This window comes from Buttiauxella brennerae ATCC 51605, from assembly GCF_001654925.1.
GTDB lineage: Bacteria > Pseudomonadota > Gammaproteobacteria > Enterobacterales > Enterobacteriaceae > Buttiauxella > Buttiauxella brennerae.
The window spans coordinates 55,103-70,660 of sequence record NZ_LXER01000018.1; the positions used below are offsets into that span (position 1 = coordinate 55,103).

Annotated in this window: 14 protein-coding genes and 1 tRNA gene; 8 read left to right on the forward strand and 7 right to left on the reverse strand. The window is 48.9% G+C overall.

All coding sequences use genetic code 11. The features are described 5' to 3' along the window. The first annotated feature begins 259 nt into the window (after window positions 1-259). The gene (locus M975_RS10990) at window positions 260-1,072 is read left to right on the forward strand and encodes a mannosyl-3-phosphoglycerate phosphatase-related protein (protein WP_064559279.1); all 813 of its coding nucleotides are present in this window, start codon (window positions 260-262) and stop codon (window positions 1,070-1,072) included. A 9-nt stretch (window positions 1,073-1,081) separates the two neighbouring features. Here the strand turns inward: M975_RS10990 and dgcQ are convergent, their stop codons facing one another. From dgcQ to M975_RS11005, 3 genes are all read right to left on the reverse strand, one after another. Continuing rightward, window positions 1,082-2,758, reverse strand: a complete 1,677-nt coding sequence (gene dgcQ / locus M975_RS10995) for a cellulose biosynthesis regulator diguanylate cyclase DgcQ (RefSeq protein ID WP_064559281.1) — start codon at window positions 2,756-2,758, stop codon at window positions 1,082-1,084. Between the two features lie 215 nt (window positions 2,759-2,973). Further along, on the reverse strand, window positions 2,974-3,153 hold the full coding sequence (locus M975_RS11000; protein WP_064559283.1) for a YodC family protein: 180 nt from the start codon (window positions 3,151-3,153) through the stop codon (window positions 2,974-2,976). 91 nt (window positions 3,154-3,244) lie between these two features. Beyond that, the gene (locus M975_RS11005) at window positions 3,245-4,168 is read right to left on the reverse strand and encodes a DUF808 family protein (RefSeq protein ID WP_425339006.1); all 924 of its coding nucleotides are present in this window, start codon (window positions 4,166-4,168) and stop codon (window positions 3,245-3,247) included. A gap of 196 nt (window positions 4,169-4,364) precedes the next feature. Here M975_RS11005 and yedA point away from each other — a divergent pair, with 196 nt between their 5' ends. Continuing rightward, window positions 4,365-5,282, forward strand: a complete 918-nt coding sequence (gene yedA, locus M975_RS11010; RefSeq protein ID WP_064559287.1) for a drug/metabolite exporter YedA — start codon at window positions 4,365-4,367, stop codon at window positions 5,280-5,282. A gap of 4 nt (window positions 5,283-5,286) precedes the next feature. Here the strand turns inward: yedA and M975_RS11015 are convergent, their stop codons facing one another. Further along, the gene (locus M975_RS11015; protein ID WP_064559289.1) at window positions 5,287-5,784 is read right to left on the reverse strand and encodes a very short patch repair endonuclease; all 498 of its coding nucleotides are present in this window, start codon (window positions 5,782-5,784) and stop codon (window positions 5,287-5,289) included. Window positions 5,785-6,424: 640 nt separating this feature from the next. Here M975_RS11015 and M975_RS11020 point away from each other — a divergent pair. Then, window positions 6,425-6,943, forward strand: coding sequence for a hypothetical protein (locus tag M975_RS11020; RefSeq protein ID WP_064559291.1), 519 nt, complete (start codon window positions 6,425-6,427; stop codon window positions 6,941-6,943). A gap of 76 nt (window positions 6,944-7,019) precedes the next feature. Here the strand turns inward: M975_RS11020 and M975_RS11025 are convergent, their stop codons facing one another. From M975_RS11025 to drpB, 3 genes are all read right to left on the reverse strand, one after another. Further along, window positions 7,020-8,429: a DNA cytosine methyltransferase gene (locus M975_RS11025; protein ID WP_064559349.1), complete on the reverse strand. Its 1,410-nt coding sequence runs from the start codon at window positions 8,427-8,429 to the stop codon at window positions 7,020-7,022. Window positions 8,430-8,539: 110 nt separating this feature from the next. Further along, on the reverse strand, window positions 8,540-9,232 hold the full coding sequence (locus M975_RS11030; RefSeq protein ID WP_064559293.1) for a phosphohydrolase: 693 nt from the start codon (window positions 9,230-9,232) through the stop codon (window positions 8,540-8,542). A gap of 104 nt (window positions 9,233-9,336) precedes the next feature. Beyond that, a complete protein-coding gene (drpB, locus tag M975_RS11035; RefSeq protein ID WP_064559351.1) occupies window positions 9,337-9,573 on the reverse strand; it encodes a cell division protein DrpB in 237 nt (78 codons plus the stop codon). Window positions 9,574-10,147: 574 nt separating this feature from the next. On the opposite strand from drpB, the gene ompC reads away from it, so the two are divergent. The 5 genes from ompC to M975_RS11060 all read left to right on the forward strand — a co-directional run bounded on the left by ompC (window position 10,148) and on the right by M975_RS11060 (window position 15,551). After that, a complete protein-coding gene (gene ompC / locus M975_RS11040; RefSeq protein ID WP_064559295.1) occupies window positions 10,148-11,284 on the forward strand; it encodes a porin OmpC in 1,137 nt (378 codons plus the stop codon). A 328-nt stretch (window positions 11,285-11,612) separates the two neighbouring features. Further along, on the forward strand, window positions 11,613-12,410 hold the full coding sequence (gene mtfA, locus M975_RS11045; RefSeq protein WP_064559297.1) for a DgsA anti-repressor MtfA: 798 nt from the start codon (window positions 11,613-11,615) through the stop codon (window positions 12,408-12,410). A 100-nt stretch (window positions 12,411-12,510) separates the two neighbouring features. Then, window positions 12,511-12,586 (forward strand) — tRNA-Asn (locus tag M975_RS11050). Window positions 12,587-12,841: 255 nt separating this feature from the next. Further along, a complete protein-coding gene (locus M975_RS11055; protein WP_064559300.1) occupies window positions 12,842-13,879 on the forward strand; it encodes an extracellular solute-binding protein in 1,038 nt (345 codons plus the stop codon). Next, window positions 13,863-15,551: an ABC transporter permease gene (locus M975_RS11060; RefSeq protein ID WP_064559301.1), complete on the forward strand. Its 1,689-nt coding sequence runs from the start codon at window positions 13,863-13,865 to the stop codon at window positions 15,549-15,551. The genes M975_RS11055 and M975_RS11060 overlap by 17 nt, the downstream gene beginning before the upstream one ends. The last annotated feature ends 7 nt before the right edge of the window (window positions 15,552-15,558 follow it).

Sequence of the window (15,558 nt, forward strand, 5' to 3'; positions counted from 1 at the left end):
AAGAAGCACTTGAAAATTCGTTACATCAGGAAGTCTGACGTGCATTCACCATACCTCAGATTTATTTCAAAACAATGAAATGATTCATTCTATGAATATTAAATTATTCGCTATAGGCAGTCTTAAACGAAGCGCAATCCCCCGGTACTGGCGGTTTTCGACTTCAATGCGAGTACTCATTAATGATTAGCTGATGAATTTAATTGAGATTTTTCCTAACCAACCTGGCCCTTAATATTTTTATTTCAGGAGAAGCATCATGCCGAGTCTGCACGATCCGTTATTAATTATTTCTGATCTTGATGGCACGCTGCTGGAGCATCACTCCTACCGTTGGGAGGCCGCAAGCCCCTGGATCAACATATTGCGTCAACATGAGATCCCGCTGGTGTTGTGTAGCGCGAAAAGTGCGGCTGAAATCATTGACTGGCAAAATGAGTTCTCATTAACCGGGCAGCCGTTCATTGCAGAAAACGGTGCGGTCATTCAGCTTGATGCGCGCTGGAGCGACAGCGAGGACTACCCCCGCCTGCTGACCGGGATTCATCACGAAGAACTTTTCTCGATTCTGGACAAGCTGCGTGAAAAATTTGGCTTTAAGTTCACCTGTTTTGCGGATGTCGACGAAAGCACCCTTTGCGAGCTGACCGGGCTAACGCGCAAACAAGCGAGTCTCGCGAAGCTTAATGAAGCCTCGGAAACCTTAATCTGGCGTGACAGCGATGAAATGATGACGGCATTTTGCGACCAGCTGATGATGCTCGGTCTGGTGCTATTACAAGGTGGGCGATTCTGGCATGTGCTGGATATGCAGGCGGGTAAAGATAAAGCACTCCACTGGCTGCAAGAGCAATTCAGGCAACGCGATGGGAAACAACGCATCACGATTGGGCTTGGCGACAGCCCAAGTGACGCGTTATTGCTTGATAGCGTCGATTACGCCGTCATTGTGAAAGGCTACAGTCGCCAGACGATGACGCTACAAAACGACAGTCCTCAGCGCGTTTACCGCAGTCAGAGCTATGGCCCGGAAGGCTGGAAAGAGGGACTTGATCACTTCATCCCCCGTTGAGTCAGCCTTTTAATCGTGATGGCAAACCTGATTACGCCCGTTTTGCTTCGCTTTGTACAAGCGGTGATCGGCGTAGGTTTGCAGCCGCTCGAAATCGTAATCGCTAAATTCATCAGCGCTGCTGACGCCAAAGGATGCGCTGATCCTCACGGTATTGCCCTGTTTTAACAGCAACTCTTTACTGTTAATGCGCACTCTGATGCGCTCAGCCACTTTTGTCGCCTCTTCAAGTGTGGTGTCGGGCAACACGATGCAGAACTCCTCTCCGCCGACACGCCCGGCGACATCCCCGGTACGAAACGCATCACTCAGCATGGTTGCCGCATGGGTCAGGACTTTATCGCCACTGCTGTGACCAAACCTGTCATTGATGCTTTTAAAGAGGTCGAGATCCATCTGAATGACCGAAAAAGGCAGCCCTTGTTGCTCACATTCACGCGACAGTTTGCAGGCGATTTCGAAGAAAGCACCACGGTTGTACAACCGGGTTAACGTGTCGTAATTCGCCCGCCAGGAGAGCGTCTGCTGCAGGCTAAACATGTTATTAACCAGGCGGCGAATCACTATCCAGGATGCAAAAATCATCAGCGTAAACAATACCCACAGCACGGTCAGTACAATACTGATGCGACCAAACTCGCCCTGCACGCCCTCTTCAAGGGTGTGAACTTTTACCAGCAGGCCATCAAAGTTGTTGAGTTTTGCCCAAGTGATAAAACGGCTGTCCATACGCAATTCACCCTGCGCACCTTGCTTTGCAGACGTGACCACATTGGCGATGCGCGCCAGTTGTGGGTCAGTGAATAACGAATGCGTCGGCATGTGCTCCAGCGAACTGGCGATAGGGTTGAGCTCGTTATCGTAGAGCAACACCGTGCCTTCATGGTCATCATACTTCGCTTGCTGCAAAAAGTTATGCAGTGAGTTGATGGGGTATTCGAGCGCCAGCACACCATACCAACGGCCATTAAAATCCAGTGGTACCGACGCTGTGACAATTTGCCCGGTTGTCGCGCCTGCATTGAAGGTATGCGCCCACTTCAAGGCACGCTTAGGGTTATTTTCTGGCGACTGCGAATAAAAATAGGGCCGCGCAATCAGCCGATAATAAAGCGAGACAATATTCGGGTCATTCGCAGGCGGCGTATTCGTCAAAAAGAACCCGCTGCGTGAGGCATAGAACATGCGCTGCTGTAACGTTCCGGAGCGGTCCGAAAGGCGCATAATGTAGCTTAATTCCAGCGCCGAGCTTAATTCTGAGTGAAGCGTCTGGTCATCACGATCGAGCAACGGACTGTTGCGGACAAATTCGTCAGAAACGCCGCTCATCGGCAAGCTGCGGTTCAAATCGAGGCGCAATTGCCAGAAAGGTTGGGTGCGAAACGTATCAAAATCGGCCAGCGATTTACGCGTTCGGTCGGTCGAAATGGGAGATTCCAGCGCATAGAGCATAGCGTTGCGGTAAAACAGCAAATTATCAATGCTGTGCTGGAGCTGGCGATCAAGCAAGGTGGCGACGTTATCAAGGCTATTGCGCTGGTTTGCAACATAGGCCCCTTCCAGTACCACAGCTTCTCGCCATGTCAGTACCGTGGAGAACAAAAACACCACGATAAAACAAAGATTAACGATCTTCTGCGGACTTTTGAAGCGGCTAATGACGCACTGAAATGCATTGCCAAACACTGACACTCTCCCTGAAACTGCAATCTTCTAAAGGTCTATCAATTCTGCCGTTGCCATGACGCTCATCAGCCATGGACGGTTCTTATACGTAGAGAATACATGACCACTAAGGATTATTACTAAGGGTAAATATATTCATGGCAATTATATTACTCTCAAAATGAAAGGGATTCAGGAAATAAAAAGGCCCGGTCATTTGACCAGGCCTTTCAGACTTATCCTTGCGAGAGTCCCCCTGCTGCCAGAGGGGCGAGATCATCCTCTCGGAAGGCCTCGCGCTTTACACCATAACCATCATACCAACGACACTCCACCATACCGCTGGAAAACCCGGTAACAATCATCCTTGGGCCACCATTCTTAGGTTGGACTTCATCGCTGACCACAAAGACCATAACTGCCTCCTGTTCAGGGGTGAAAACTTCTACAGTTATAGACAATGACCTGGTGTTTTGCCTGGCAAACCAGGCAAATTTACGCAAAAAATTAGTGAACTGTGCGCCCACGCAGACGACTTATGCCATTAACCACCAGCAAAACAATCGCCCCGATAATAAAACCGATAATCAGATTTGCCACGGTTGGCCCAAGTAAATGAACGGCTCCTCCCACCTTCAGCGCCCAGTTTTCGATAGCATGATGCAGCACAGGAATGCCGTGCACCAGAATACCGCCACCTACCAAAAACATCGCCAGCGTCCCGACGACCGATAAGAACTTCATCAGCCACGGTGCCAACACTAATAAGCCTTTACCGATGCCACGCGCGATAACCGAGGTCTTTTCTACCAGCCAAAAACCGAGATCGTCGAGCTTCACGATAATCCCGACCAGACCATAAACCCCGACGGTGACCACCAATGCTATCCCCGACAGCACCAAAACCTGGTTGAGCAACGGCGCATCAGCCACAATACCTAAGGTAATCGCCACAATTTCAGCAGAAAGAATGAAATCGGTACGAATCGCGCCTTTCACTTTGTCTTTTTCATAAACCATCGGGTCCTGCGCGGCAATATCATCTAACCGCTGCTGGCGCTCTTGCGCTGTCTCTTTGTGCTTACGCGCCTGAAGCGTGTGAACCACTTTTTCAACGCCTTCATAGCACAGGAATGCACCGCCAATCATTAACAACGGCGTGATAGCCCAGGGAGCAAAAGCGCTTATAATAAGCGCCAGAGGAACGAGGATCAGCTTATTGATCGCCGACCCTTTCGCAACTTGCCACACCACCGGCAATTCACGATTTGCCCGAACCCCTGATACTTGTTGTGCGTTAAGTGATAAGTCATCACCCAAAACCCCGGCGGTTTTCTTTGCCGCAAGTTTTCCCATCATCGAAATATCGTCCAGTAAGGTGGCGATATCATCCAGCAACGTGAGCAAGCTACTTCCAGCCAAAATGAGCATCCTTTTTTGTTTGTCTGCTTAACAGTATGGAACAAAAGTCCGCTGGCGAAAATCAAACTCATATGTCAACGGAAATTAACATTCCGCCAACAAGTAAAATGCTCGCCAGAAAGATAGTTTTGACGTTAACTATTAGCTCTATTAGCGTTAGTTACCCTGAATAATTCGAGTTGCAGGAAGGGTAAAGAGAGGAAACATGCGCGTTCGTTCTGGTCAGTTATTGCCACTGGTTGCTGCACTATTTGCGTTATATATCATCTGGGGTTCCACCTATTTTGCCATCGCTATTGGCGTGAAAAGCTGGCCGCCATTTATGATGGCCGGAGTCCGGTTTATGGTCGCGGGTGTGCTGTTAATGGCCGTTTTATTACTGCGTGGCCATAAGCTGCCCGCTATGCGCCCAATGCTAAACGCCGCGCTGATTGGTGTGTTATTGCTGGCCGTCGGCAATGGTTTTGTGACCGTGGCTGAACACCAGCATGTCCCATCCGGCATTGCTGCGGTAATGGTTGCAACGGTGCCACTTTTTACCTTGTGCTTTAGCCGCCTGTTCGGGATTCAAACCCGCAAACTGGAATGGCTCGGTATCGCGATTGGACTTGCGGGGATCGTGTTGCTCAACAGTGGTGGAAACCTGAGCGGCAACCCGTGGGGCGCAATGTTAATTCTGATTGGTTCATTAAGCTGGGCGTTTGGCTCGGTCTACGGTTCGCGCATTGAATTGCCAACCGGCTTGATGGCAGGCGCGGTTGAAATGCTCGCCGCAGGGATTGTACTGCTGGCCGCATCCGCCCTGACCGGTGAACGCCTCACCGCGATGCCAACACCCGCAGGCTTTATGGCGGTGGCTTATCTTTCTTTATTCGGCTCGATTATTGCGATCAGTGCGTATATGTACCTGATTCGTAATGTCGCACCCGCTGTTGCCACCAGCTACGCCTACGTCAACCCGGTGGTTGCGGTGTTACTGGGAACCGGTTTTGCCGGGGAGAGTTTATCTCCGGTGGAATGGCTGGCGCTGGGTGTGATTATTTTTGCGGTTGTGCTGGTCACACTGGGGAAATATCTGCTGCCCCCAAAGCCGGTGGTGACCGCGTGTGAAATAGAAAAGTGATCTTTTATTCGGGTGGCGCTCGCCACCCGTTTTCACTTAATGCCTGTATTCCCTGAGTATCAATTTGCGCGTAATGCCCGCCACTACAAACCCACTCTTCGAGCCGTTCGCTCAATGCGTTATCACTGAGTTTTTCACGCCCGCGCAAAGCACACTCCCAAACTAAAAGTACCCGCCAGCCTTCGCTTAATAAAAGGCTAATATCGCGCTTATCGCGCTCGACATTTTTGCCAATTTTCTCGAGCCAGAATTCAGTACGTGTGGCAGGAACCTTGAACAGGTAACAGTCGTGATGATGCCAGAAACAGCCATGTGCAAAAATAATGCAGCGATGCTCGTCAATCACAAAATCCGGGCGCCCGGCAAGCGACGGATCCTGTACGCGAAAGGAAAAGCCGCTCTCGCTCAATAATTCGGCCAGACGTTTCTCAATGGCAGTATCACGCGTGGCTATTGCGCGCATATTCTTACTGCGAACCGCCTTACTGTGCACATCGACCATATGCCCTCCTGCTGCTAATAATTCAGAGTAGCGGCATGCATGCCCTGATTCAAGTCTGTGAGCCTATTAAGCAGTGATGGTTTTTCCTTTTATTTGTTCATTACCTGTACATTCATATAAATATTCAGCAACGACCAGGTAACACAATTCACCAATAAATACCAAACTCACTATTGTATATTTATACTGAGCACCACCATATGGATTATGTGTATTTTTGGACATTGACAATAATACAAACAACTCCTAATCTCATGTATACAATAAGAATATTATATTAGTTGTTTGTTTTTCAGACGCCCGTGAAATAATTTCAACTTTCCTATGCGTGGCTAAAATGGCAATCTATATTCAGCAAGGTTTATTATGAAGAAGATAAATTTAAGTTGTTAACATCAATGTTGTTGTTTTGTCAGCATGTAAAAACACCTTTTTTGATTATACGAACTTATTAACTTCTTAATCATCTTTGTTTTATCACCTCTCGTTTCAAAGCGGCTCTGACATTCATTTTGTTCGGACTCCTTTTGAAGGCTTCTCAGATGCCACTGTTATTATTTAATATTTCCCAACAATCACTCTGAAAAGCCGAAATCATTAACTTTTTTATGCCCACGACGGGCTTGTTTAAGACAATAATATGAAGCTATACAAAGCATTATTCGTCCCGGCATTACTGTTATGCAGTGCATTCAATTCTTACGCTGCGGGTGCTGAAGGTAATATCGCCCATGATTATGTCACGCACTGGAATGACGTGTTGAATGGGCAGACTGTATCCCTTTTGCAAACCGGCCCGCTCGATTCCGACATTGTGACGAACTGCAAAACGCTGGCACCCAAACAGTTTCGTAGTGAAATCATTCACCAGTGGGAACATAAAACTGGCGCAAAAATGACACAGACGGCTTTCCTGTCGGAAGATTTGCAGAGGTTTGACCGCCTGGCTGCTATCTCCTGTATGGAAGGGGCTGACTATCAGCGTAAAGGTAATGGCGACGAACTCATTCAGGCACTGAGCGCACACTTACTGGATATGGACACCAAAGACGGTAATGACGCTTACGAACAAATAAAAACGATGGAATTCCAGACGGGTATTATCACCGCACGCTATGGAATCAGCATTGAGAAAAACAAATTAAAAAGCAGTCATTGAGAATAGTAACCAGCCTCTGTCATGGGTCGGGTAAGCGAGATGCTACCCGACAACATGGAATTAATCGGAGGGATTGTTAGCGCTTTTTAACGGCAAGTTTTATTACAGGCTCCAGTAATTTAGCCACTGCCGCAAACGCAGGCACCACTACCGAATTGCCAAACTGCCGATATGCCTGAGTATCCGAAACCGGGATACGGAACGAATTTCCCTGCACCGCTTCAAAGCCCATCAGTCGCGCACATTCGCGCGGTGTTAAACGGCGTGGACGACGAGCCATATTTTCGGGATCATTAAATTCCTTTTCGCCGACACTCATATCCCAGCCACGGTCGATAAGGATCTCGGCGCCATCTTTGTAATAACGCGCAGATAGCGTACGAGCCACACTCGACAGATTAGTTGGGTCGACCAGGCCATAGCCAAAACCATTGCCCTTCGCCTGGTGCTTTTTCGCGTAATAGTAGAGGTACTTCCAAAGCGTTGGCGTCAGGATATATTTGCTATCAACCGTCGGTTCCAGTAGCTCGCCAAAGGTTGGGCGGCGTTGCGGATACAGCTCGCTCAGTTTGCGCAGCGTGAAATCGTTATGCAGATTCAGGTCACGGCGGAAACCAACCAAAACAATACGTTCGCGATGTTGTGGCAGGAAGTTTTTCCCGTCGATAATTTTTGGGTCACCCGCTGCCATAACGGCTGCATCAGCCACTTCATAACCAAGGTTATCGAGTGTCTCCATGATGATGCGGAAGGTGTTACCTTTGTCATGGCTTTTTAGGTTCTTAACGTTTTCCAGCACAAAAATTGCCGGTCGTTTAGCGTCAATAATGCGAGCAACATCGAAAAATAGCGTGCCCTGCGTTTCGCAGGCAAAACCATGCGCCCGACCTAACGCATTCTTCTTCGAGACACCTGCCAGAGAAAACGGCTGACAAGGGAAACCGGCAAGCAACACATCGTGATCCGGCATAGTTGCCTGAATATGCGCAGTGGCTTGTTCATCACTGACATCATCCCGATGGCTCAGGGTGACATCGCGGATATCCTGATTGAACTGATGGCTTTCCGGGTTGCAATACCAGTTGGCTTTATAGGTACGCACCGCATGCTTATTCCATTCACTGGTAAAGACACATTGCCCGCCAATCGCTTCAAAACCACTGCGAATGCCGCCGATTCCGGCAAATAAATCGACAAACTTGAAAGCATATTTCCCATGATGAGCAGGCGGTGACGGCAGCATGTTTTGCAGCATTTCGCTTTCGGCTGGCGTTAACGTACGCGGGGAGGATTTGCGGTTATACCAGCGGTTTAGCGATTCACGTGTCCAGTCGCCGCTAACCTGGCGTAAATGAAGGGCCACTGTTTTCTGGTCATAGATTTCCAGAATATGGCTCACTAACGCGTAGTCTTCTTCGAGTTGTAATTGTTGCTGGCGGAGTGATTGTTGTGAGAGTTGTTCAGCAATTGCGTCAAAGTCGTTCATCATGAACCAGTGCAGGGAAAATAGAGTGCAACCTTATCACTGATTTGACCCAGAGAAAATCCAGAACAGCCCGCAAGCCATGCGGGCATCGCATTAATTTAAACTGGAGGTTATTTAGCGGTGAATTGCTGAACAACATCCTGCTCAATTCCGCAGTAATCCCCCTTCAGTTCAGCGCACAACTTCGCCATATAGTGCACTAAGAAGTCAGCATTATGGCGAGCCAGGGCACGCCCCGCCTCGGTTTGCATGGTGTCGGGAAGTTTCAGTAATTTTTTCTGGAAATGATCGAGAGCGTAGGTGGCGTCATCAAGCTCACGGCCACGAGCCAGCGGGTCTTCACTATCAAACAAAGGCCGCCCCAATGCACCGGAAGTGTAGAAAACTCGCGCCAGACCAATCGCGCCCAGTGATTCCAGTCGGTCTGCATCCTGCACGATTTTCGCTTCAAGCGTTTGAGGCTCAATCCCGGCGCTGAAACTATGGGCACGCACCGCATGAGCAACGGCATCGTAGAGCGGGTGAGGAAAATCAGGAAAGTGTGTGTCCAGAATGCGCAGTGTTTCTTGTGCAGCCTGCGTTGAAGCGAGATGGCGTTCCGGGTGATTTTTCGGCAAATTGACCACATCATGGAAATAACATGCGGTCAGCACCACCAGGCGATCGGCTTCGGTGGTTTCCATGATCTGCTGGGATGTTTTCCACACACGGCGAAAATGAGCCACATCGTGGGCTTTATCGTCCTGCAACCAGTTGTGTTGCAAATACTCTTCAAAACGTTCTTGCCAGTGGGCTATCGGCATACGTACTCCTCACTTCGCAGCTGGACCCGGTACTTAATATGAGTACAAGATCACAAAATTAGCAAGTTAAGCAGCGTTAACAGCCCACATTGGCACGTTTTTAATCACCGGGCCCGTGTGTACCATGCAAGTCCGCCCAGTAAAGCCGCCACGGTTCCCAACACCAGAAAACCCATCAGCGCGCCGAGCAATTTCCCACCGAGCGATGCCATTTCACCGCCAGTGACATCGCTGACAACCCAAAAGTAACGCAACATAGCCCAAAAGGTGTAAAGGCAAAATCCGTAAAACAACCACAGCGCCAATTTCCCGCCCGGTGTACGGGTCGGTTTCGCATCCATAACGTCTGACATAACACTCTCAATTCAATAGCTTGTGTATTCCGATGGGTAACCATCTCCTGTAAGTGATTTTTATCACATTTCTGCCTTTTATTGACAGGACTAACTCTACTTTTTAATTAGGATGATTGTTAATTTACTGGAAGCATCATTTATGCTTGCAAGAAATTAACAATAAACAAACATCAAATCATTTATCAATCAGTCTATTTTTATACTGGTGATTATTTATCATTCATGAAATGAATATTAATCACAACTTAAATAACAATGTTATTCTAAAATGCAATTAAACAAGTGCTTAATCAATATTAAAACAATGAATTTAATTTTTATATCAATGCATTTGAAGCATAAGTAAAACACATTGGAAACATCTTAAATAAAAACAAAAATGCTTAATAAACAATGAAATAACTTAATTTTATCGTGAAACATTTTGTCTTATTTCAAATAACTCAGTTACATGTTTAATTATAAAAAAAATGAACTACCTGTAATAACATTGGTACGATTCACGAGGACGTAATACAACTCATTATTTATAATTATGATGAATTAAAGGAATATACAAATGAAAAGAACTGCACTGGCATTAGTTATCCCAGCATTATTGGCAATGGGCGCGACTCACGCGGCAGAAGTATATAATAAAGACGGTAATAAACTGGATTTGTATGGCAAGGTTGATGCTCGTCATCAATTCTCTGACAATGCTGGCGACGACGGCGACGAAACATATATTCGTATCGGTTTCAAAGGCGAAACTCAGATCAATTCTGAACTGACTGGTTTTGGTCAGTGGGAATACAACGTTCAGGCAAATAACACTGAAAACAGCAGCAACCAGAGCGCTACTCGCCTGGGCTTCGCAGGTCTGAAATTTGGTGACTATGGCTCATTTGACTACGGTCGTAACTACGGAGTTGTGTACGACGTAGAAGCATGGACTGATATGCTGCCAGTATTTGGTGGTGACTCTTATACCTACACCGATAACTTCATGACAGGCCGTACCAACGGCGTGGCAACTTACCGTAACACTAACTTCTTCGGTCTGGTTGACGGTTTGAATTTTGCTATTCAGTACCAGGGCGCAAACGAAGGCTCAAACGCCTTATTTGACCAGGAAGGAACTAACAACGGCCATGACTCCATCAAAACCCAGAATGGTGACGGTTACGGTTTGTCCACCACTTATGATTTTGGCGAAGGCTTCAGCGCCGGTGCAGCATATGCATCCTCTGATCGTACCAACGAACAACAGACTGGTTCCCTGGCTGGCGGTGAAAACGCAGATGTGTGGACTTTTGGTATGAAATATGACGCCAACAATATCTACCTGGCGGCGATGTATGCAGAAACTCGCAACATGACTCCATTTGGTGATAGCGATGCTTACATCGCTAACAAAACTCAGAACTTTGAAGTGACTGCACAATACCAGTTTGACTTCGGTCTGCGTCCAGAAGTGTCTTACCTGCAATCTAAAGGTAAAGACCTGGTTCACGACAATGCACCAAACAGCGACTGGAACGACAAAGACCTGGTTAAATACGTTTCTGTTGGTGCGAACTACTACCTGAACAAAAACTTCTCCACCTATGTTGATTACAAAATCAACCTGCTGGATGGTGATGACGACTTCTACAACACAGCGGGTATTTCTACCGATGACGTCGTTGGTGTTGGTATGGTTTACCAGTTCTAAGTCTCATCCCTCTGTTATGCCTGACCCCAAAGCCCGCATTCGTGCGGGCTTTATTGCTTCTCAAACCCCATCCCACACATATCAAATACAACCTTTTATTCATCAAACCATTCAAAAATTAAATAATTAACCTATCCCCCGCTCAACTGTGACCCCCGTCGTTGAATGAAATAGCAGTAAGTGTTTGAATAATTTCAGAGAGGATACGGTGCTGCCGTTTTCCCAGCGGCCCTGTTCTGGTCGCTGCCATGTGCCCCCCTGGTGCGGCATTTTCACAGTCACGGTATAGTAGCTTTCCGTTCAAGAGTTGACTTTGCGAGCGAGTAACATGATTAAGTGGCCCTGGAAATCAAGTGATTCATCAGCTGTCGCGGCGTTGCCGTGGGAGCAGGCTTTAGCCATTCCGGTACTGGCAACACTCACGAACCCAGAGCAAGAAAAACTGGTTCGCCTTGCCGATCGTTTTCTACAGCAAAAACGGCTGGTGCCTTTGCAAGGGTTCGAGCTTGATGATCTGAAAAGTGCACGTATCGCGTTACTGTTCTGCCTGCCCGTACTTGAACTTGGCATTGAGTGGCTGGATGGCTTTCACGAAATCCTCATCTACCCTGCCCCTTTTGTCGTAGATGATGAATGGGAAGATGACATTGGCCTGGTGCATAACCAGCGAGTCGTGCAATCCGGCCAAAGCTGGCAACAGGGGCCAATCGTTCTCAACTGGCTTGATGTTCAAGACTCCTTCGATGCTTCCGGGTTTAACTTGGTGTTCCACGAAGTGGCGCATAAACTGGATATGCGTAATGGCGACCGTGCCAGCGGTATTCCGTTAATAGCGCTGCGCGATGTTGCAGGCTGGGAGCACGATCTCCAGGCTGCAATGAACAACATCCAGGATGAAATTGACATGGTGGGTGAAAATGCCGCCAGCATTGATGCTTACGCAGCTTCGGAACCGGCCGAATGTTTTGCCGTGCTTTCCGAGTATTTTTTCAGTGCGCCTGAGCTTTTCGCACCTCGTTTCCCTTCGCTTTATCATCGGTTTTGCCAGTTCTATGGCCAGGATCCACTGTTACGCTTACGTGAGAGTGAAAACATTGCGGCATCTAAGGGAAATACGGTGCATTAATGCAGCAAGCTGGGTTTAATTTAATCACTTGAATCAATGTGTTATTTTTATCATTGACTCTTTTGGAACGTGAAGCTACTATTTGCCTCGTTCAAACGATTCCTCTGTAGTTCAGTCGGTAGAACGGCGGACTGTTAATCCGTATGTCACTGGTTCGAGTCCAGTCAGAGGAGCCAAATTTAAGAAGCCCGCTTAGGAAACTAAGCGGGCTTTTTTCTTTTCTACGCACTCCCATTCTCCACACGTTCTGATTGTTTCTCCCCCACGTTAAGCGTCAATTCACATCGCCGGTTAAAGTTGTGTAAATGTGAATCGTTTACACTGCGTGGTGATTGTAACTGGTAGTGATTATCATTTATCTTTCGCCAGCCCGAAGGAAGGTACTCCTGCTCGGGACGCATATCAGTTCCAATCACTCTGGGATATAAACGATGAATGCTCTGCCTCGCACCGGACTGCGCCGTATCACCCTCGCATCGGCTTTGGTCATCTCCGTTAGCCTGCCGGCTTTCGCACAAGACACTCTGACTCTCTACACCACGCGTGAACCCGGTCTGATTCAGCCATTGCTGGATAGCTGGACACAATCCAGCGGCGTAAAAGTGAACACGGTTTACATCAAGGATGGCATGCTCGAGCGTGTGAAAGCCGAAGGCAAAAACTCCCCTGCCGATCTGCTGATGACCGTCGATGCTGGTAATCTCATCGATTTAGTTGAAGCAGGCGTGACACAGCCTGTGGACTCGGCAACACTCAAAACGGCCATCCCGGCAAATTTACGTGGTGAAGATAACCAGTGGTTTGCGCTTTCGATGCGTGCCCGCGTGCTGTATGCCGATAAATCTCTGCCAATTGATAACTGGCATTACGAACAACTTTCCAGCCCGGATTATAAAGGCAAAGTTTGTATTCGTTCCGGCCAGCACCCGTATAACACGGCACTGGTTGCAGCAATGATTGCCCACCATGGTGAAGCAAAAACCGAGGAATGGTTGCGCGGCGTTAAAGCAAACCTTGCTCGTAAAGCCACTGGCGGCGACCGTGATGTGGCACGCGATATCCTCGGCGGTATTTGCGATATTGGCCTGGCAAACTCCTACTACATTGGCCATATGAAAAATGCCAAAGAAGGCAGTGACGCACGTAAATGGGGTGATGCCATTAAAGTGGTGAAGCCGACCTTCGAGCAAGGCGGTACTCACGTCAACATCAGCGGCGCGGCGGTTGCTCGCTTTGCGCCAAATAAAGCCGATGCGGTGAAATTAATGGAATATCTGGTTTCAGCGCCAGCCCAGCAGCTCTACGCCAAAGCGAACTTCGAATATCCGGTACTCAAAGGCGTGACGCTTGATCCGGTGATCAGCTCGACCATCGGTGAAATCGACGTGGACAAAATCCCATTAACCGAAATCGTGAAGCATCGTAAACAAGCGAGCCTGCTGGTAGATAAAGTTGGATTCGATCAATAAATCATTTCGCCTTCCGACGTTACGCGGCCTGGTTTCCGGGCCGCAGTCATTATTAACGCCGCTGCATCTCGGTGCGTTGTGTATCGCACTTGGCGTGTTGACGCCTATCGTTGCGCTTATCTGGCAGGCGACACAGGCCGATTTTGCGCACTGGGATAATCTCATCACTTTTGTCCTGCCATCGGTGTTGAAAAATACCCTGGTGTTGCTGGCCGGTGTCGCCGTAATAGTCGGTGTCATTGGCGTGGGTAGCGCATGGGCGGTGACAGCCTGGGATTTTCCCGGGCGTAAAATACTGAGCTGGGCGCTCTTGCTGCCGCTGGCGATGCCGACTTACATAGTGGCCTTCGCGTGGCTCGATTTATTGCACCCCATCGGCCCGTTGCAAACTTTCATTCGTTTTGTGCTGGGGTTCGACAGCCCGCGCCAGTTCCGGCTACCTGATTTACGCTCGCTGCCTGGCGCTATCATTCTGCTGGGGCTGGTGCTTTATCCTTATGTATATCTGACGACCCGCGCCATGTTTATCAGCCAGCCCGCACATTTGCTGGAAGCTGCACGAACGCTGGGATGCAGTGCTACGGGTACGTTCTTTCGCGTCGCGCTGCCGATGGCGCGCCCGGCGTTGGCAGTGGGGATTAGCCTTGCGCTGCTGGAAACGCTTAATGATATTGGTGCCTCTGAGTTTCTCGGCGTTCAAACCCTTACCGTCACGGTCTACACCACCTGGATTTCCCGCTCTGACCTCGCCTCTGCTGCGCAAATTGCCTGCATGATGCTGATGTTTATCTTCTGCATCCTGACTCTTGAGTTTTATGGCCGTAAAAAGCAGGGGTTCAGCAGCCGTAGCCTGCGTGCAATTAAGCCAACTCGCATAGAGGGTTGGCGTGGGTGGCTACTGGGTGGTGTTATCGCCTTGCCCGTTATCTTAGGTTTTCTAGCCCCGGTGATATTTTTAGCCAGGGAAAGCGCAAAACGATTAGGCGAGGAAAATGCCCTGTCGCCCTCGTTACTTGCGGCATTGCAAAATACGCTCTCACTGGCGGCGGGAACCACACTGGTGGTGGTTTGTGTCAGCTTACTGGTCGCCTGGAGCGCTCGCCACAGCGCCGCAGACAACGCGATGCCAGGTTTTCGCCGCGGCGTGATGCGCCTGGCATCATTAGGTTACGCAGTTCCTGGCACTATTCTGGCCATTGGCTTCCTGACACCCGCGATGGCTGTAGACCGTTGGCTGGCCGATTTGCTGGACGTTCGCGGCTTGCCACTGATGTCCGCCGGTATTTTATTAGTGATCTGCTGCGCCATGCGCTTTCAGGCGATTGCCATTGGCGCTTTAGATTCCGGTTTAAGCCGCATCCCCCCTTCCCTTGAGCAGGCTTCGCGCTTGTTAGGGGAAAATGGTGCCGGAACGTTCGCGCGCATTCATTTTCCTCTCTTACGCCCGGCGCTGGTCAGCAGTGCGTTACTGGTATTTGCTGATGCCATGAAAGAGCTACCCACAACCTTGCTATTGCGCCCGGTAAACTTTGAAACACTGGCGACAGTATTGTATGCGGAAGCGGCACGCGGAACGTACGAGGAAGGGGCAATCGCGGCGCTGATGATTGTTCTTGCAGGCACGCTACCGGTTATTTTGTTGGTTCGTCACCAGATGACCCGTCAGGGCTAAGGAACGA

Bases quoted from the DNA above. Each gene is read 5' to 3' on its own strand.
- M975_RS10990 (WP_064559279.1), top strand. From the start codon at position 260: ATGCCGAGTCTGCACGATCCGTTATTAATTATTTCTGATCTTGATGGC.
- M975_RS11000 (WP_064559283.1), bottom strand. From the start codon at position 3,153: ATGGTCTTTGTGGTCAGCGATGAAGTCCAACCTAAGAATGGTGGCCCA.
- M975_RS11005 (WP_425339006.1), bottom strand. From the start codon at position 4,168: ATGCTCATTTTGGCTGGAAGTAGCTTGCTCACGTTGCTGGATGATATC.
- yedA (WP_064559287.1), top strand. From the start codon at position 4,365: ATGCGCGTTCGTTCTGGTCAGTTATTGCCACTGGTTGCTGCACTATTT.
- M975_RS11015 (WP_064559289.1), bottom strand. From the start codon at position 5,784: ATGGTCGATGTGCACAGTAAGGCGGTTCGCAGTAAGAATATGCGCGCA.
- M975_RS11020 (WP_064559291.1), top strand. From the start codon at position 6,425: ATGAAGCTATACAAAGCATTATTCGTCCCGGCATTACTGTTATGCAGT.
- M975_RS11025 (WP_064559349.1), bottom strand. From the start codon at position 8,429: ATGAACGACTTTGACGCAATTGCTGAACAACTCTCACAACAATCACTC.
- M975_RS11030 (WP_064559293.1), bottom strand. From the start codon at position 9,232: ATGCCGATAGCCCACTGGCAAGAACGTTTTGAAGAGTATTTGCAACAC.
- drpB (WP_064559351.1), bottom strand. From the start codon at position 9,573: ATGGATGCGAAACCGACCCGTACACCGGGCGGGAAATTGGCGCTGTGG.
- ompC (WP_064559295.1), top strand. From the start codon at position 10,148: ATGAAAAGAACTGCACTGGCATTAGTTATCCCAGCATTATTGGCAATG.
- mtfA (WP_064559297.1), top strand. From the start codon at position 11,613: ATGATTAAGTGGCCCTGGAAATCAAGTGATTCATCAGCTGTCGCGGCG.
- M975_RS11055 (WP_064559300.1), top strand. From the start codon at position 12,842: ATGAATGCTCTGCCTCGCACCGGACTGCGCCGTATCACCCTCGCATCG.